Below are 19211 nucleotides of genomic sequence, written 5' to 3'. Positions count from 1 at the left end.
GCGATATACTGGCTCTTTACTATGTCAGGATTTGTCCGCTGTCAAGCGCGTGTGTGTATCTGACCGCCTGCAAGTGTCTTGCCGTGAGCCTTAGCCATATCAGAGATATTTACGTTCTGATAGCCGTTCTGAGCCAGCCATGGGAGAACTTCTTCCATAGCAGAAGCTGTTGTAGCATATGTCTCGTGGCAGAGCACGATAGCGCCCTCAAGGGAGCCGTCCTGAGCAGCCTGCTTGATCTTGTTTACGATCTGATCCTTGCTTGCGTTGTTCCAGTCGCCTGTGTCGATAGCACAGCTTATAAGCGGTACATCGTAGAGAGCTGACTTGACCTGTCCGCTTCCGTCGAGATATGGGAGTCTCATGATGTGTGACGGCTCAGCGCCGATAATGCTCTTGAGCTTGCTGTTGCACTGCTCCCACTCGCTGCGAACCTGCTGAGAGCCAAGTGAACCAAGCTTTGGATGTGAAGTGGAGTGGTTTGCGACCTCCATGCCGTTCTTGTATGCGAACTTGACCTCTTCATTGTCGCCTGCTGTTGTTGTCCAGTTACCTACATAGAAGAAAGTAGCTGTCATTTTGTTCTTGATAAGAGCGTTGAGTATTCTCATTGAAGTATCAGATGAGTTGTTGCCTACAGCGCCGTCATCGAATGAGATAGCGCAGAGCTTCTTGCCTGCCTGAACGCCCGGTGTTGTAACTGCCGGAGCTTCGCCAACGTGTCCCTGACCTGTTACTACAGAAGATTTTGTGCCCTCGGTACCTGCAAGTACATCGTCAATATAGAAGTTCATAAGGTCACCAGACTCCTGAAGTGTTTCAAAATAAAGTATCATATCGCCTGAGTTTTCAGGGATAGTGAATGAAGTGTTCTCGAGCTTTGTCCACTCGTTGTTTTTGCAGGTAGCCTTAGCGATAGATGTGTATGTTGCATTATCGCCGTCACCCTGCTGGAGTGAAAGCTGGATAGCAGCGTCCTTGCCTGACTGCTGGAGTACAGCAGCGCTGAAGCTGTATGTTTCGCCAGCCTTGAAGTCTGAACCGAGAGTTAAAGCTGCGCCGTTCCACTCAGCTGATCTGCCTGTTACGTACAGGGATTTGCCTGAGTAGTAGCTGTCGCCGCTTATCTCAACAGAAGCATTGCCTCTGCCTGCCCAGCTTTCAGTGCTTGAATCGAAAGAATTTTTTAAGATAGTCTTTGCAGCAGGAGCCTGAGTTGTGGTGGTTGTTGCCTGAGTTGTAGGCTGTGTGGTCGGCTGAGTTGTTGGTGCCTGTGTAGCAGGCTGAGTAACAGGCTCAGCAGTGAGGTTGCTTGACCAGCTCTCAGGGAGCTTTGTGATAAGGCTTAACAGATATTTCTGGATAGAAAGTGCATCGTTTGAAGTAATGCCGCTTCCTGCTTCAAAAACGTCCGCATTGTAGCGGCCTGGCTCTGAAAGCTTGTATTTATTGGGGTTAGCGAGTGACTGCATGATAAGAACTACGTCGCCCATATCAACTGTGCTGTCGTTGTTAGCGTCGCCCCACTTTGAAACCTTAGCTTCAAGTGCAGACTTAGGATCCTGTGTTACAGGAGGTGCAGTTGTAACAGCTGTTGTAGTAGTGGTCGTTGTGGTCGTAGTTGTAGTAGTAGTTGTTGTTGTTGTTACAGCAGCAGGACCGTCAACCTTTATACCTGCCTTAGCAACGACAACTTCGTCAATGCTGAAATCGCCTGTGCCCTCTTCTGTCTCAACATAGAGAATATAGCCTGAGCCCTCTGGGAGCTTGAAGTTTGTGTTTGAAAGCTGTACGTACTCGCCGTTGGAAACGCCGTATGCAATATGTGCATAAGCTGTTGTGCCCGTAGAATCCTTGTATTCAAGGGACAGCATCATGTTTCCTGAGCCCTTTGCAGCAACGCTGAAGCTGTACTCCTGTCCAGCCTTGAATGTCAGCGAATCAAGAGCCTTAGCAGCACCGTGCCATGCGCTGCTTCTGTCGGAAACTGTAAGAGCCTTATTTCCCTTGTAAGCTGTGCCGCCAGTGTTTACAGAAGCTCCGCCTCTGCTCTCCCAGCTGCCGTTATCATCTTCAAATGTATCGTGGTAGTAGTAACCGTTTGCGTCTGGCTCTATCGGCTCTGGAGGAACTGGATCCTTGCCGCCCTCGAAGCCCTTGCCGTCGCTTACAAGGCTTACAACGAATGTGGAAACGCTGTTTGCAGGGAGCTGTGAGCTGAATCCGGAACCGCTTGAAGCGATACCTGTAGTCTTCTTTATGTTTTCGCTGCCTGATGTTCTGTAGCTTGTAACGTCAGTGATAGTTCTGCCGCTGAGGTTGAACTGCTGATTTACGTTGTTGTTGCCCTTGTTGATAGCAACTATGGTAGCCTGTGTATCGCTGTGCTTGTAAGCCGATACGAGAATGTTGCTGTCTGGCTGTTCTGTAGCGTCGATACGTACATCACCTGGGCGAACCCACTTTGAGAACTGAGCCATAGCATAGCCACGCTTTGAGATCTTACCTGTATCCCACATCGGACTGTACTGACGACGGATATACCACCAAACATAGGCGTTCATATTGCCCACAACGAGAGCATTGTGGATATTTTCAGCAACCTTAACGCCCTCAGGCCAACGGTCTGCCGAGTTATTATCGCTGTTTGGAACATAAACCTCGGTCATCCATATTTCCTTGCCGCACTGTTCAAGTGCAGGGAAGTCCATCTGGCTGCGCTGAGTTCCGTAGAAGTGAGTGCCGAACATATCGCAGTTTGCCATAGCTTTGGAGTTATTCAGAATTGCGTTGTAGAAGCTCTTGTTGTAGCTGAAACTCTCAGGCGACATCAGCTTTGTAGTTGTGCCTGCTGTTACGGATTTACCGTAGTTTGCAATGAAGTTTGCAGCTCTGTCGGCACTCCATGCTGTCCACTCACCTGACCAGTCAGGCTCGTTCTGAACTGAAATGGAGTTGAGCTGAACGCCCTGATTGTTACAGTACTTGATGAAGTCATTGAGGTGCTGAGCGTACTGAGCTTCTGCGCCGTTTTTGAGAACGTACTTACCGCCTGAAGGACCGCCCGAGCCATTCTGTCTCATTGATGCAGGCGGATTCCACGGTGTTGCGAATACGGTTGCGCCAAGCTTCTGAGCTCTCTGAGCTGTCGGGATAGCGTTTTTCCATGCGTTCTTGTCATCGCTTACGAAGATACGGAGGATTGTCAGACCAAGCTCGTTATCGCCGTTTCCGAATGCCGTCTGCACCTGTGCGGCTGTCATGTCTCCGGGAGCTCCGTTCTGAGCGTTGTAGCTCTGCCACTCAGGGTGGTTCATACCGCCGAAGCCGCGGATAGTCTGGTATTCCTTGTTTGTGTTGATGTTGCACGCGCTGGCAGCATCAGCTACCATAGGTGCAGGCGACGGGAAAGAGGATGCTGTGCCTATCAGCATTGCTCCCGCCATAACTGCTGAAACAGCAGTTTTGAATTTCTTTGAGATATTCATTATTTTAACCTCCTGTACGCAATTTTTTAGCCTATGTTTGCGTAATTTAGCGTTTTACTATTATTCATTTTACCATGATTCACATATGTTGTAAACTCAAAAAATGCTGTTTGGGTGGACAAAACGCCACTTGTTTGACTTATTTGTAGAGCGCAAAAAACTTTTAACAGCAAGACTCGTTGAAAAAGCCGATTTCAGACGCGGTTGAAATAAAAAGGGATATATTATATAATTAGAAAGAAAAAATATTCAGAATATATGTTACACTTTGGAAAGTTTCAGCAAGTGTATTATATGAAAGCACTTACAGGTGCCGAGCTTTTGAATAATATAAGGTGGTGATCCTATGACGGATAGCGAATACAAAAAATTATATGAAAAAGATCCAAGTGAAGCCCAGACGGCATTGTTCAACGAATATCTCAGCTATGTTTACGCCATAGTTTACAATAAGCTGCGAAGCTGCGGAAGCCGCGAGGATATGGAGGAATGTGTGGGAGATGTCTTTTCCGCTGTCTTTATAAGCTATGACCGAAAGGGCTGCTTTGACGGCGATATGAAAGGCTTTATCGGCACTATAGCGAGCCGTACCGCTATTCAGATGTACCGCAGACTTGTGCGCAGCAGCGATACGGTCTATATCGAGGACGAAAATACAGAGATAGCCGATTCACAGCGAGTTGAGCGTATAACGGAACGCAGTGATATGCGCAATACGCTTCTGCGGCTGATAGAAAGCCTTGGCGAGCCCGATTCTGATATCATAATACAGAAATACTACTACAACATGAATTCAAATGAAATAGCAAGCAAACATTCCATGTCGCCTGAAGCGGTCAGAATGAGATGCAGCAGAGCGCTAAAAAAGCTCAAGGAGCTTCTTACCCGAGAGGGATATGATATGAAGGAGGGAAATGTATGAGCGAGAATAAAGAAATAGGCTTTGATATCCTCGAGGATTCTGATATAAACACAGTTGAAGAAATAGGAACAGAGAAAATGGAAATAGATGAAGAAGCAAGAGAGAGAATGCTTAAAATTACCATGAAGAAGTACGAAAAAGAGAAAAAGCTTCTTGGTAATGAAACTGAGGGAGCAGCTTCGGCTGAGGGATATGCTGATTCGGTGTCAGGCGTGGACAGCTATAAGCAGCATAAGATAACGCATTTCATATATATTGCCCTGTGTTCGGCAGCTGCCGTGGCAATAATTGCAGGAAGCCTCTTTATGCTGAAAAATAATGGCAGAACATATAAGCCTCAGATATCTGACCCGATCATTGAAGCCACAACAGTAACCACTTCTGCGGCAGTTACAGTAACTGATGCAGCAGTTCAGACAACGGATAAGTCAGCAGCTAAGTCATCGACTGCCAAGAGCACTACATCTTCGACCACAACGACAACATCAACTACTACTGCCGCTGTGACTTCCACAAATGCTCCTGAGCCTGTAACAGACGCTCCCGAACCTGAACCTGAACGTGAACCGACAGAAGAAGACAGGGAAAAAGAGGTACTTGACGCTGTTTACAATATTACACACGACGGTTATTATCCTACCTATACTGAAACTAATGGTACTTTTGAGCATTATACCTCCGACGGTACTCTGGTAGATTTCAAAAACATTATAAACTATATGGCCTATGAAGCTGAAACCCTTCCCTTTGACAGAACGCTGGGAGCTGTTGCTGACGAGCAGGACGCTATAGATAAGGGAAGATACGTGTTACTTACCTGTAAAGGTCAGGAGTTCATGGATTGGCTTGAAAAAGAACCCACACGTTATCCTGATGTTGAGTTTGTACGTGATTATCCGCCGATCATAGCAGAGTATTATGATGAATATGATGTGTGGTATATACACACTACAGGTCCGAGCTGGAGCCCTGTAGACGGAGGATATCCACATATCGTTGCATTGACCGAGGGAATATCATATCAGATGTTTGTACGCGGCAGTGACGGTAAGATATTAGGCAGCTTTATCAATTATTGATATATTACAGGCATAGCTATTGATTTGAGAACGGGACTGTGGTATACTGAATATGTTCAAAAATCTATCTTCGGAGGAAAATAATATGAAACTTTCATTTGAAAAAGGCTTTTTCGCACCGCTCCCTGTACTTATCATCGGAACCTACGACGCAAACGGCACGCCTAATGCCATGAACGCAGCATGGGGCGGTCAGATAGGCATGACTCAGATATCTGTCAGCCTTTCGAGCAGCCACAAGACCACTGAAAACATCAGGCTGAACAAGGAGTTCACCGTTGCCTATGCAACAGCTCAGCAGGTAGCTGCCTGCGACTATGTGGGCATTACATCGGGCAACAAGGTGGAGAACAAGTTGGAAAAGTGCGGATTTACCGTAACCAAGTCTGATAAGGTCAATGCTCCTGTTATAGACCAGCTCCCTGTAACTATTGAGTGCAAGGTCATTGATATACAGGAGGAATTCGGCGAGACAAGAGTTGTTGCCGAGGTAGTCGGACTTAAAGCAGACGAGAGCGTTATGACCGACGACAAGGTGGATTACAGCAAGGCAGGTCTTGTTATATATGATACGGTTTCAAAGACCTACAGATCTGTCGGCGAAAGCGTAGCTGCTGCCAGAAGCGTCGGAAAAAAGTTTGAATAAAAAAAGCTTCTCATAACCGTGATACTTATATAGAAGTTTTATAATTATTATTGAGAGAACCCCTTTTGAAAAAGGGGCTTCTCTCAAACTCTCTCCCTAAAACTTTAGTTTTGTTTTTTCACAGATAGGGCGCACCTGCATTTTTGCAGGTCTTTTTTTTATTTAAGAAGCGCCCTATCTGCGAAAAAACCAGATAAAAGTCTTTGGAAAGGGGTATGGGGGAGAACCTTTCCTCAGAAAGGTTTCCCCCATAATTAACTGTAAGCTTCTATATAAGTGTTGCGGTTATGAGGAGCTGTTTTTATCTTTTCAGATAATACTCATGCACCAGACTTCTGAGCCCTAAGCTGCGGATATCCTCATATCTGACATTGAACCGTGATTTGGTGCGCTTTCCGCTGACAAGAAAACGGACGCAGTCCTGAGCAAAGTTGTCGATGATTCTTAGACTTGTATCAGTATTTATAACCGAGAAAAACCACTTGTTCCACGTAAGGTCGCTGTTTTCGGAGCATTCAAAAAGCTTGCTGTTGAATATGCGTATAAAGGCAAGAGCAGCCTTTTCGCCGCTGAGCTCGTTGCGCTGCCTCCAGCGCTGTAGGGCTCTGGTCTTGCGGCGCATTTTGTTCTTCATCTTTTCAACAGAAGCAGGAGCTATGTCTATAACTCCGCTTTTGTACGAAAAGCCGAGGAAAGTCCAACCCTCATCGGGAGTGCAGAAGCTTTCCTTTTTCGGATTTATATCCAGTCCCCGTTCGGTGATAAAGCTGCGGAGAAAGTCTGCGTATTCCCTGCATTTTTCCTCAGTTTCCGCGAAGAGTATCACATCGTCGGAGTACCGCCCGTAGGGGATATTCTTTTCTGCAAAAGTACGGTCAAGCTCCATAAGGTAAAGGTCGGCGTAAAAGGCGGACAGGGGAGTACCTGCCATTATGCCCTTTTCCTCGATAATGACCTTGTTTCCGTCTATAACTCGGGGCTCGGTGAGCAGACGGCTTAGGAAAGCATAGAGCTCCTCATCGTCGGAAAGCACCTCTTTCAGCATGGGCAGCAGCCTTTCAATGGGAACAGAGTTGAAATAGTTGCTTATATCCGCCTTGTAGGAATACATTTCACTGATATGAGGAGTCCTCGTCAGCTGCCGAACAGCGTCCTTTGCCGTTTTATTGGGACGGAAGGAGTACAGTCCAGTGCTGAAAAGCCCGTCGTATTTCCTAAGAATCAGATAGGTCAGCAGCTTCAAAACCATGTTTTCGGCGTCGGGATAGGTGTATACCACCCGCTTTTTCTGAGTATCCTGCTTGCTGATGACGGACTTCCGAGGCAGGGGAAAGGCTTCGCCGCTGATTATACGCTGATACACAGGGATATATTTTTCGCTGTCGATGAAGCTGCGCAGCTCCTTGACCAGCTGACTGCCGCCGATAAGCGAGGACTTGTATTTATAAAAGCTCTCCCAGCATTCACGCTGAGAAAGCTTACTGAGTAATGACATAATTATCTCCTTGAAAATGGAAAAACAGAAAGAGAAATCGTTAAATCCAAGAAAATTCTTGGATGTACAAGATCGTACACGGTTCGGCTACCTGCGAAGCTCTGTGCTGAACCGTGCCTGATCCGCCGCAGGCGCAAAGCGTTCTCTTTCTGTTTTTTTCAGTTTTATAGTCCGAGGGCGTTGCTGGCACGGTGTTTCACGTACTCTCTTGTGTTCCACCAGCCGTCATAGTCGTAGTAAAAGCGCAGATAGGGGATACCCTCTGCCTTGCAGTCGGCGCGGAGCTTGTATACCGAGCTCTTTCTTGAGAGGAGCTCCACCACCAGCGCCTTTTTATCGCCGCTCCAGAAGGTAAATACTGTAGTCCTGCCGCCGTTTACGTCAACGGATTCTATGTGATAGTTAGGAAAATCGCTTCTGAACACATGGTCGAAGTATTCCTTGTAGGTGCCGTTGAAGTTATACTGATTCTCTTCGGGGGGCATAACAGGTCCCCATGAAAAGCCCGAAGGACCTGTCTCACGGTCAGTTTCGATGACTTCCGCATTGTCGTTTCCGTAGGTGGTCTCGGTCTTGGTCTCCTCGTTTTCGTGCAGGTTTACGGACTCCTGCTTGATAGCGTTGGCAACGTCCTTGATAAGTCCTCCCAGCTCGGAGTTTTCACCGAGAAGCTTTGAAAACAGTCCCATAGTATAGTCCTCCTTTGGCATTAAGCTAAATTTATATCCTTATTTTAACATATAGGCAGAGCAGCTTCAATCTGCATTTTTACTAAAATTTTCAGGAGCTCATTGTTTGCTTTGAACAAAGGCAGAAGTTGTCAGCCAAAAGGATATAAAACAAGCCATATTCTGCTATTTCAGCAGGATAGGGCTTTAAAACAGCGCTCATATATTGTCGTTATCTCCGAGAACATCAAAATGACGGCTGTAGCGCTTGGGGATATTTATTCCCACAAGATAGCCTATAGAGTGCAGAAAATCGGAGATGACCGCAAAGCCGTCCTTATAGAAGGCTTCAATGCGCTTATCCTTGAATGTTATGTTTTTGTAGTCGGGCGGACAAACAAATGTCCAGTCAGCTCCGCTTCGGTCAAGGACTATGCGGAAGAATTTGTCTATATCCGTATCCTTGAATCCTGTATTAAGGAGAAGTACATGGTGCTCGACGGCTTCGTCGACCTGACTCATCACAGCTGTTTTGCCGTCAAATGAAATAAGGACAAGGAGAGGCTCATCTGCTGCCATTGCCTTTGTCACGGCTTCTGCTGACGGGTATTTTATTATATTCATGGGATATCCTTTCATTTTGGTTGAAAAACAAGTATTATAGATATATTATATCATTGAAGCGCCATAAATGCAAGAGAAAAACGCAAAAGCTCATGTATATCAAAAGGGACGGCAGCAGCCGTCCCTTGATATATATATCTTTCTTTGTTCGTGTTTTTATTTATTCTTTTGGTAATTTGGAACTCTCAAGTACTTCGTCGAGCATTGTCTTGACCTCTGCGTAATCAATACCGCAGCCGTCAGAGCCGTAAGGCCACCATTCGCCGTTTTCAAATTCATAGTAGTATACCAGCATATGACCGTATTTGTGTATATAGTAGTTTGAATATTTGAGCTTTCCGTCTTTATCTATATATTTTCTTAAAATATTATATTCCACAGCCCAGTCCTGAGCTTCTATGTCAGTTGGAACAGGTATTCCCATATCAAGAAACGGATCGAGCTTCTCCTTGGAGAAAGTGTTAAGGGCTGCAAAGTCATGGGTTTTAGGCGAAGCGATAAGCTTATCGTTCTTATCCCAGATATAGACGCCCGTTTTGGCGGAAAGGAAAATATCTCTGCGGTCTTCAGGCTCATCATTTTCTTCCGAAACTGTTGCGGGCTCGGTATTTTCAGGTATCTGCTGTTCCTGACGCTCGTCAGGTGCGGCAGTTGTTTGCTGCTCTTGCTTTTCGGTTGTTGGCTGAACGTCCTCGTGTTTTTCTGTGTTATTTTTGTTCTCGGTCTCATGCTTGGGTTTGTCAGCATACTTTGCATCATTTTTGCCGCTTAAAACGTCATTGAGCGCAGCGTCAAACTCTTTGACATCAATGGAAAAATTCACAGGGAACTGCGGTATTGAATCGCCGTTGGCGATGACATACGCACAGAGGCTGACAGAACCGTTATTCGTGATAAAATAGGTCTCTCTGCGTTCTGTATCGTCACCTGTCTTATAGTAACGCACAATGGTGTAATCTGCTTCGCTGTTTTCATTATCGGTTGAGTCGCCTTTTTTCAGCATATGCATGAAATCATTTTCGAGGAAGCCTTCAAGAGCTTTTCTTGTTGACTCTTTTTCAGGTGTTACTATTTCACTGTTACCGGTCTTTTCAAGGTACAGCTCGGCATATAAGAACTCTCCGTCGAAATACTTCATCAGGTCTCTCTGTGACAGATATTCGCCCTTATCGGACACGTTTTGGCTGAGTATATCCTTTACGCCTGCGTCAAATGCTGCATAATCGATTTTATAAATATGGCTTTCGATATAGTTGTAATCAAAGTAACCGTTGTTTGGCTGACACTTTTGTACTATATAATACACTGTTTCATTATCAAGAACAACTACAGAGTAATTAATATCAGCTTTATCCCAGCTGATAATATATCCTTCGCCCTCATATTTATAGAAATCAGGGATATCAATTGGCTCGATATCTGTGCCTTCACCCCAGTCAAGAGAGTTCATGAACTTTGCAAGTCTGTCATAGGTAGCGCTTGAATAGTCTTCGTAATCATCAAATGAGATATCCTCGTGAAGGATACTTAGACTTAAATTCGCTTTTCCCATATCACCGAACGGTGAGACCTTACCATTGTCTTCATTAGTGAGCTGTGTCGTTTCTTCTGCTTCCGTAGAAATGGTACTATTATCTGTCTCAGATGATTTCTGCGGCTTATTCTTGTTAAGGAGCAGACCTGTAGCGCCTATGCCTGTTACAAGCACAGCTCCTGCTGCGATTGCACTTACCATACGCAGCATACGATGTGAGGTCTCAATGCGTTCAGTGCCGCTGACTACTTCGATATATCCGTCTTCACTTGTTTTTGTCTCTTCTTTTTTGGTTTTTGGCTTTATGGCAGAAATTATATTTTTGAATGTAGAATGTTTCATTTTCTTCTCCTCCTCATATTGAGCTATGCGGCGGTGTACATTCTCGATCATCTCTTCATGTTTCAACATATTCAAAACCCTCCGTTTCAAGCTGTGATCTGAGTGATTTACGAGCACGGTAAAGGATAGATTCCAGACTGCGCAGACTCTTTTTCATTATCTTTGCAGCCTCTTTGTTGCTGAATCCTTCAAAATAAATGAGCCATAGCACCTGCTGATATTTCTGGGGCAGCTTTCGCATTGCCTTGTGCACTGTTATCTGCTGCTCTTTTTTGATGTAGGCTTCTTCAACAGCAGCCTCATCGTCTGTCAGTTCAGGTGTATCATCAATAGAAACACAGTTCTTTTTTGAATATTTGCGAAGATGATCTATCGCAATATTTCTGCCTATGGCGTAGAGCCATGTCTTAAAGGAGCTTTTTTCCTTATACTTCGGCTTTTTTGTGCCGAGCAGGACAAAAGTGTCTTCCGTAAGCTCTTCCGCCGTCTGAACGTTTCCGACTATGCTTGTCAGGTACAGTATCAGACCGTCGCTGTATTCTATTATGATCTCATCTAATCCTTGTACATCACCATTGTCAAGAAAACGGCGGTAGCTACTTGCACCGTTGTCCATAGACTTACTCCTTTCTGAAAGCCTGTTCCCGAGCTTTCACTTATTAGACGGGATGAGAAGAAAAAACTACGCGCTTATTTCTGCAATTTTTTGTAAAAAGCCAAACTTTGTGCAGTTTGCAGTAATAAGCGCTCTTGTCTTTGTTGATTATGCTGTGATTCAGTCCCTTTTGAAAAGGTCGCGGGTGTAGACCTTTTCCGCAACATCGTCGAGGACGCTGCTGTATCTGTTTGCGACTATGCAGCCGCACATCTTCTTGAATTTTTTCAGGTCGTTGACTACCAGCGAGCCGAAGAATGTACTGCCGTTTTCGAGGGTAGGCTCGTATATGACTACAGTAGCTCCCTTAGCCTTTATGCGCTTCATAACGCCCTGAATAGAGGACTGGCGGAAGTTATCGCTGTTGGATTTCATAGTCAGGCGGTAGATACCAACGACTACATTCTTTTCCATGCGGCTGTCAAACTGATTATTTGACATATAGCTGTAGCCCCCTGCCATTTCGAGGACTCTGTCAGCGATGAAGTCCTTTCGCGTCCTGTTGCTCTCAACGATAGCCGTCATCATGTTCTGGGGTACGTTCTGATAGTTTGCAAGGAGCTGTTTTGTGTCCTTGGGCAGGCAGTAGCCGCCGTATCCGAAGGACGGGTTGTTGTAGTAGTCTCCCACACGGGGATCAAGGCAGACTCCCTTTATAATATGTGCGGTGTTGAGATTCTTGACCTCTGCGTAGGTGTCAAGCTCGTTGAAGTATGACACGCGTAGAGCAAGGTAGGTGTTCACGAAAAGCTTTGTAGCCTCAGCCTCTGTGGTAGCCATGAAAAGCACGGGCATATCAGCTTTTACAGCGCCCTGCTGAAGCATAGCCGCAAAGGTCTCTGCGGACTCCTTGTTTGCTTCGTCAAAGCCCACTATGATACGGCTCGGGTAAAGGTTATCGTAGAGAGCCTTTGATTCGCGGAGAAATTCGGGGCTGAATATGATATTGTCCATGCCCAGCTTCTCGCGCACCTGCACGGTGTAGCCAACAGGGATAGTTGATTTTATAACGACAGTGGGCTTTTTCTTATGGTCAGCCGTGACTTTTTTTATGAGCTCAAGGACTGCTTCAACAGCGGAGCAGTCAAAGAAATTAGTCTTTGGATCGTAGTTTGTGGGAGCGGCAACGATGATAAAATCTGCGTCCTTATATGCGGCTTCGCCGTCGGTTGTGGCTCTGAGGGAGAGCTTCCGCTCCTCATGCTCGGCGAGGTATTTCTCGATATAATCGTCCTGTATGGGACTTGTCCAGTTATTGAGCTTTTCCACCTTTTCGGGGATTATATCCACAGCGGTAACGTCGTGGTGCTGAGAGAGCAGTACAGCAAGGGAAAGTCCAACGTAGCCTGTTCCTGCAACGGCTACCTTTTTTCGCGGGACAGTCATGACCTCTGCCGAGTCCTCAACAAAGAGGTCGGTGTAGTCAAAGCCCAGAACATCGGACAACGCAAGGAGCTGGTCTACAGAGGGGCTGTAATCGGCGGCTTCGAGCCTTGTGAACATGGTTCGGTTAATGCCTGTCTTTTCGGACAGGGCAGTCTGTGACATACCTGCGGCTTTTCTCTTGGCGATGACCGTTTCAGCAAGCTTCTCCAATGATAAATGTTTCATGATATCTCTCCTATATAATGTCGTTTTTGATGACAATTTGTCGTATTAGTATATGCATATATTATATCAAATGTTAATAGTAAAGTCAATACTGTGCTCGGAATATATTTTTGTATAAAACCTACAAAAACGCCCCTGAAAAATTCTGCATTTTTTCTCTGAAATAGGTGAGAGTTTCTGCATTCTCAAACGTCTAATAAGTGAGAGCTATACAGTATTGGCTGATTTTGGGCTTTAATAAATAATTTTTTATGAAATATATTGCATTTTCCCATGATATGTATTATACTGATAGCAAGAACAGATATACAGGGGAGAGAGGTGGTAATTCTGGATTATACTATCAGCATTACAAACAAATGCAATCTTAAATGCAGTTACTGCTACGAAAGACACCTTAACACGGAATACGGCTGTATAAACGATGAAACCCGTGATAAAATTGCTGATTACATAAAAAGTCAGAATAATGCAGGAACAGTTTATCTTTTCGGCGGCGAACCCCTTCTCTATAAGGATACAGTAAAATTCTACTGCGAGAACCTTACTGCAAAGGAGTTTGTCATCACCACAAACGGTACTCTCCTTGACGAGGATTTTATCAAATGGTGCGCAGAGAGAAAAATAATCATCAATATGTCTCACGACGGCATAAAATGTACCGACAGAGGCGCTGATACGGCGCTCCTTGACGCTAATCTGAAATTACTGCTGAAATATCAGCCCGAGACTCTTGTACAGCTTGTCTATACGGAGCAGACTCTTCCCGAGCTGTACGATAATATCATGTATCTGAAAAACATGGGCGTGAAAAAGGTCTCTGCGGCTATGGACGCATTCCTCGTTCCCGACGACGCCGACAGCTTCGGCGATATAATGAGGGAGCAGTGGCGCAAAATAGCGGAGATACCCGACCTTTTCGTGTACGAGCTGGCTGTAAAAAAGAAGAACATCAGGGAAAACAAGAGAAGTCTCTGCGAGATATGCAAAAAGAAGATTTTCATAAACTGGGACGGAAGCTTTTATCCCTGCGTTCAGTTCCAGAACATACCCGAATACCGCTGCGGCGATGTTTTCGTGGGTATACAGGCTGAAAAAGCAAGAAAAGAGCACCCCGACTATTCAATGGTCTCGGAGCGGTGCAGGGGCTGTGAGATAGCGGAATACTGCCGCAACTCATGCGCCTGTCGAAAAATGGCAACAACAGGCACGGTAAGGGATATTTCCGAAGCCGCCTGCATGGAGGAACAGGTGCATATACTGACCGCACTTGAAATTATCGCTAAAGAAAATGGAGGTAAGAAGATATGAGAAAGTTTACGAAAGAGATATCGTCACTTTTAGCTGCTGTAACTGTCAGCGCTACAGTGAACGCGACTTATGTTTCATCGGAAGAGAACATACAGCTGTCAGGTCAGATGACAATGTCTGACGCCGACTATTTAGAGATACCTGAGACGGCAGGTGTAATGGTTCTTCCTGATGAAGAGCCCCCTGTCGTTGGAGCAGAAGCTCCCTCGGATATTGTTACAAAGCCGCCTGTAACGACTACTATACCTCCTCTTATGGGAGATGTAGCACCTGAAACTACTACAACAGTCACAACTCTTCCGCCTCTGGCAGGCACTATGACTGCTCCGAGAACGACGACCACCACTACTACTACTATTCCTTCTTTTGCAGGAGGAATGATGGGACCTTCGACAACAACTGCTGAGGAAATACCGCCGTTCATGGGAACGATGACTGCCGCGACCACTACTACGATAGTGACTACAACCACCACATCTGAGGAGGAGATCCCGCCGCTTATGGGCGAGATGGCCGATATTCCGGGTGATGCAAATGGTGACTTTGAGTTCAATGTTGCGGATATCATCACACTTCAGAGATATATCCTGCATATGCCCGATGCAAAGATATATGACTGGTATCAGGCTGATATGTGTAAGGACGGAGAGATAAACATCTTCGACCTTGTAGTCATGAGACGCGAGCTCTTGAAGCAGATGAGATATGACGCTGAAAGAGTGTTTGATAAATAATAAAGGCAATAGAACAAGCTCCGACTGTATTTGCAAGGTACAGTCGGAGCGTTTTTTTTGAAAAAAGCACAAAATATGTCTTGAAATTACCATTATACAATGATATAATGAGTAAAAGCCATATGGCTGCAAAAAAATAATATAAACGGCAGGTGATAACAATGAAACTTAATAAAATTACGGCTGCTCTTATAGCGGCTGTAACAGCTTTTGTTCCATTTTCCACAACATTTTCAGTATCGTCTGAGCCCTCAGCTGTGTATGCGGCAGACTATACCTCGAATCTCAAACCCGTAAAGGTCAATGCAACGACCTTTCCCGATCCGAATTTCAGGTCGTATATCTCCAGCGCCTTTGATAAGGATAAAAACGGCACCTTAGACGCAGATGAGCTTCTTGTTGCAAGAAACATCTGGTGCAACAACATGAATATCAAGTCCTTGCAGGGTATAGAGTATATCACGGAGCTCCGCGGACTTTACTGCATGGATAACCAGATATCCACCATGGACCTCAGTAAGAATCAGCAGATAACAGGCATATGGTGCTCGGGAAATCTCTTTACCTCGCTGGATTTCTCATCAACTCCGACGTTGCAGTGGGTATACTGCTATGACTGTAAGCTTACCTCGCTGAACGTTGCGCAGAATCCCGAGATGTCCTATATCGAGTGCAACTCAAATCCGCTGAAAAAGATAGACGTAAGCCACAACCCCGTGCTGGAGCACCTTATGTGCGGAGACTGTGAGCTGACAGAGCTTGACCTCAGCCATAATCCGAGAATGCAGCACCTTGACGCGTTCAGAAATAAATTCAAGACGCTGGACGTTACCTGCTGTCCGCTGATGAAAAGGCTTGATGTATGGGATAACCCGGATTTAGGAAGTATCGACGTCAGCAAGTGCCCGGGACTGCAATACTATAACTGCTCCAACAATAACGCCACAAGCGTTGATGTCAGCCATAATCCAGAGCTTAACAAGCTCATATGCTCATATAATAAGCTTAAAAGTATTGATGTATCAAAAAATCCCAAGCTTGCCTACCTTGACTGTATGCAGAACGAGCTGACAGGTCTCGACCTGTCACACAATCCTAATCTGCGCTTTTTGCAGGCTTTCATAAACGAGTTTACCGAGCTTGATATCGGCTACAATCCGTTCCTCATAAAGACTCACAACGAGGGAAAGGACGAGGATATCTGGAACTACGGCAAATTCCACGCATGGAAGATAGATTACGGCGGAGATACCTCCACAGGCGGAGACAATATCTTCTTCATCGCCTTTGATAACAAAGTAAAGCTTGATAAAACTCCAAAGGCTGCTGCTGTTGAATATGCTTCCGATGATGACAACATAACAGATACAAGCCAGCTCATCACCCGTGAAGCAGCTGTGCAGACTCTCTATGAAATGGCAGGAAAGCCAAGCGTAAGCGGCTTGAAGTCAAGATTCAAGGACGTAGAGCACGGCGCATGGTATGAGAACGCCCTTCTCTGGGGCGAGAAGAACTCCATGTTCTTCGGTTATCCGAATGTTCTTTCCGATACCTTCGGCGTTGGCAAATGGGTGACAAGAGAGGACGCAGCTCTTATGCTTATGAGATATTCTGAATACAAGAATTATGAGCGTGCTATCGACTTCGGAAGAAGCGACGATTTCATGGATTATTTCGATGTTGACTTCGACCACTGGGAGGCTATATGCTGGGCTTGCACATGGCATATCATGGAAGGCAAGGGCGAGGAAGGCGCTCCAAAGGAAGAACGCCGTCTTGATCCAAAGGGAAAGGCTACACGCACAGAGTACACCGAGATGATAAACAGAATGCTGGAGGTAAACAAGACCTCGGCAGAGTTTACTATCCCTGAAAATCCCAAGACTACTGTAACTACGGCGTCTCCTGTAACAACTACAGCTGCGACAACTACCACAAGACCTGTAAAGCCCGAGATAACAGCAGATTATTCGCTTGGCGACGTAAATAACGACAAGGCGGTAAATGCAGTTGACGCTTCAACAGTCCTGACCTATTATGCAATGACTTCAACCAATAAAAAGGGCGACCTCAGCGATAAACAGATGACTGCGGCTGACGTTGACCGCGACGGTAATATAAATGCCGTGGACGCTTCTCATATCCTGTCTTATTACGCTTACGTTTCCACTGCAAAGGCAAAGATAGAAACAATGGAAAATTTCATGAAGCAGCAATAAAAATCAGCGATACACTATAACCATAGTATTTATACAGAAATTTTATGTTAATTATTGAGAGAACCCCTTTTGAAAAAGGGGCTTCTCTCAAACTCTCTCCCTAAAACTTTCGTTTTGTTTTTTCACAGATAGGGCGCTCCTGCATTTTGCAGGATTTTTTTATTTATGAAGCGCCCTATCTGCGAAAAAACCAGATAAAAGTCTTTGGAAAGGGGTATGGGGGAAACGCTTTCCTCAGAAAGGTTTCCCCCATAAATAAATATAAGCTTCTATATAATTATTGCGGTTAATGTGTATCGCTGATTTTTATTATCTCTTAGGTTTACTGCTGCCTGTATTTCTGTTTTTATTGACGTTTTTGTTCTGTATCTGAGCGTCTGTCATCTTCGGAGCAGGCAGGATACTTCTGTTCGGAGCAACGAACTTATTGTACTTCTTGTTGGTCTTCATATCGTTGATGATGAATCCAAGCATATTTGCCTCGAAGAACTCGATTCTGCTCATTGCAGAGTCGATATCGGCAGCCGATGTTTCCTTGTATCTTACTACCATTATCATGCCCGAGACCTTCTTAGCGATTTCAACTGCGTCAGTGAAGAAGTTTACGGCAGGTGTATCTATAATGATGTAGGTGTACTTTTCCTCAAGCTTTTCAAGGAGCTTATCCATATTCTCGGAAGCTACCAGCTCTGACGGATTAGCTACAGCGTCGCCTGCTGAAAGGATATCCAGCTTATCCATAAAGGTCTTCTTTATGCATCTGTCAAGGTCGGAAATATTGGTAAGAGCATTTGCAAGACCTTTTTTCTCGCTGATGCGGAATATCTCATGCTGAACAGGATTTCTCAGGTCGGCGTCGATAAGGAGCACCTTGTTTCCGCCCTGTGCAAGGGTGATTGCGATATTAGCAGCAGTAACGGATTTGCCCTCGAATGGCTCTGCCGATGAAACGGAGATGACCTTCTTGTCGTAAGATGAAAGGGAGTAGATTATACTTGTACGGATAGCCTTGTAGTTCTCAACAACAGTAAATGGAACGTATTTGTTGAAAAGGCTGACAAATCGGCTTTTCTTTTCGCCGCTTCTGAACTTGTTCTTGAAGTGTCCGACCTCACCGATAACGGCTGTGCCATATCTGTTGCTGAGAGTATTTACGTTTCTTACGGAATCGTCAAAGAAGTCCATAATGAATATAAGGAGCAGTGAAATGAGTATACCTGCTACCATACCGAGAGCAGTATTCTTTACCTTATTAGGAGAAACAGGGACATCGTTGTACTTTGCCCATGTCATATACTTAGCTATACATTCGTTTCCGATAGCCTTCTGGAGATACTGGTCGGAATATACTGCGAAGTAGTTGCAGATAGCAACGGATACTTCAGGATCCTTGGTTATTACCTTGAGCTTGAGAACGAGAGTATCGGGAACACTCTCGATAAAGATAGTGCTGCGGAGCTCGCTTGCAGGGATATTGTGTTCCTTGTCGATAGTGAAAACAGGTCTTATCCTGTCCTCGCCGAATCTTTTTATAAGCTCGCTGCTCATATCCTGCATAACGAGGTCGTCATTGAGGACCTCGATATAAGTATTTGTGAGCTGTTTCAGGTTGTTTACGTCGTTTCCTTTATCGCTTGCAGAGCTGCCGTTCTTGACAATGGCAGCGCTGCTCTGAACATAAAGGTTAAGGTGTGCTTCGTACTTTGGTGTGATGAAATACTTGGTTACGCAGAAAGCAATTAAACCGCCGCAAAGGGCGAAAAGGATTATAAGCCATAATCTTCTGAAAATAAGAGAAAAAATCTCCTTAAAATCAATTACGTTTTTTTCATCATTCCTCATGGTTTCAGCCTTTCTAAAAAGTGTATTTTTACAGCCTTCAA

The 19211-nt window shown here is 45.1% G+C and carries 14 protein-coding genes; 6 read left to right on the top strand and 8 right to left on the bottom strand.

Annotated features, from left to right (window positions below; genetic code table 11):
- Nucleotides 1–41: 41 nt before the first annotated feature.
- Nucleotides 42–3488, bottom strand: coding sequence for a carbohydrate binding domain-containing protein (locus T497_RS18190; RefSeq protein WP_080693415.1), 3447 nt, complete (start codon nt 3486–3488; stop codon nt 42–44).
- A 346-nt stretch (nt 3489–3834) separates the two neighbouring features.
- Between T497_RS18190 and T497_RS0115195 the strand changes: the two genes are divergently transcribed.
- From T497_RS0115195 to T497_RS0115185, 3 genes are all read left to right on the top strand, one after another.
- Nucleotides 3835–4410 carry an RNA polymerase sigma factor gene (locus T497_RS0115195; protein ID WP_028516348.1) on the top strand — a complete coding sequence of 192 codons (576 nt, stop codon included), beginning with the start codon at nt 3835–3837 and terminating at the stop codon, nt 4408–4410.
- A complete protein-coding gene (locus T497_RS0115190) occupies nt 4407–5489 on the top strand; it encodes a hypothetical protein (protein WP_028516347.1) in 1083 nt (360 codons plus the stop codon). Before T497_RS0115195 ends, T497_RS0115190 begins: the two co-directional genes overlap by 4 nt.
- Nucleotides 5490–5574: 85 nt before the next feature.
- Nucleotides 5575–6135 carry a flavin reductase family protein gene (locus T497_RS0115185; RefSeq protein WP_028516346.1) on the top strand — a complete coding sequence of 187 codons (561 nt, stop codon included), beginning with the start codon at nt 5575–5577 and terminating at the stop codon, nt 6133–6135.
- Between the two features lie 301 nt (nt 6136–6436).
- Here the strand turns inward: T497_RS0115185 and T497_RS0115180 are convergent, their stop codons facing one another.
- The 6 genes from T497_RS0115180 to T497_RS0115150 form a co-directional block, all read right to left on the bottom strand.
- The gene (locus tag T497_RS0115180) at nt 6437–7630 is read right to left on the bottom strand and encodes a reverse transcriptase/maturase family protein (protein ID WP_028516345.1); all 1194 of its coding nucleotides are present in this window, start codon (nt 7628–7630) and stop codon (nt 6437–6439) included.
- Nucleotides 7631–7794: 164 nt separating this feature from the next.
- Nucleotides 7795–8319 (bottom strand): hypothetical protein, encoded by a 525-nt coding sequence (locus T497_RS0115175; protein WP_028516344.1) that lies wholly within the window; start codon nt 8317–8319, stop codon nt 7795–7797.
- A 198-nt stretch (nt 8320–8517) separates the two neighbouring features.
- Complete coding sequence (locus tag T497_RS0115165) at nt 8518–8922, bottom strand: hypothetical protein (RefSeq protein ID WP_028516343.1); 405 nt, start codon at nt 8920–8922, stop codon at nt 8518–8520.
- Nucleotides 8923–9082: 160 nt separating this feature from the next.
- Nucleotides 9083–10867 (bottom strand): hypothetical protein, encoded by a 1785-nt coding sequence (locus T497_RS0115160; protein WP_028516342.1) that lies wholly within the window; start codon nt 10865–10867, stop codon nt 9083–9085.
- A complete protein-coding gene (locus tag T497_RS0115155; protein WP_028516341.1) occupies nt 10854–11414 on the bottom strand; it encodes an RNA polymerase sigma factor in 561 nt (186 codons plus the stop codon). Before T497_RS0115155 ends, T497_RS0115160 begins: the two co-directional genes overlap by 14 nt.
- Before the next feature lie 159 nt (nt 11415–11573).
- Complete coding sequence (locus T497_RS0115150; protein ID WP_028516340.1) at nt 11574–13064, bottom strand: nucleotide sugar dehydrogenase; 1491 nt, start codon at nt 13062–13064, stop codon at nt 11574–11576.
- 321 nt (nt 13065–13385) lie between these two features.
- Between T497_RS0115150 and T497_RS0115145 the strand changes: the two genes are divergently transcribed.
- The 3 genes from T497_RS0115145 (at nt 13386) to T497_RS18895 (ending at nt 17328) form a co-directional block, all read left to right on the top strand.
- On the top strand, nt 13386–14375 hold the full coding sequence (locus tag T497_RS0115145) for a radical SAM/SPASM domain-containing protein (RefSeq protein WP_028516339.1): 990 nt from the start codon (nt 13386–13388) through the stop codon (nt 14373–14375).
- Nucleotides 14372–15109, top strand: a complete 738-nt coding sequence (locus T497_RS0115140; protein ID WP_028516338.1) for a dockerin type I repeat-containing protein — start codon at nt 14372–14374, stop codon at nt 15107–15109. The genes T497_RS0115145 and T497_RS0115140 overlap by 4 nt, the downstream gene beginning before the upstream one ends.
- A 161-nt stretch (nt 15110–15270) precedes the next feature.
- Nucleotides 15271–17328 carry a dockerin type I domain-containing protein gene (locus T497_RS18895; RefSeq protein ID WP_028516337.1) on the top strand — a complete coding sequence of 686 codons (2058 nt, stop codon included), beginning with the start codon at nt 15271–15273 and terminating at the stop codon, nt 17326–17328.
- A 309-nt stretch (nt 17329–17637) separates the two neighbouring features.
- Here T497_RS18895 and T497_RS17155 read toward each other — a convergent pair whose 3' ends face one another.
- Complete coding sequence (locus T497_RS17155; protein WP_051530713.1) at nt 17638–19170, bottom strand: polysaccharide biosynthesis tyrosine autokinase; 1533 nt, start codon at nt 19168–19170, stop codon at nt 17638–17640.
- Between the last annotated feature and the right edge of the window lie 41 nt (nt 19171–19211).

This window comes from Ruminococcus flavefaciens MA2007, assembly GCF_000621845.1.
Taxonomy (GTDB): domain Bacteria; phylum Bacillota; class Clostridia; order Oscillospirales; family Ruminococcaceae; genus Ruminococcus; species Ruminococcus flavefaciens_E.
Note: the sequence above shows the minus strand (reverse complement) of the source record. Positions and strands in the feature narration are given on the sequence as shown.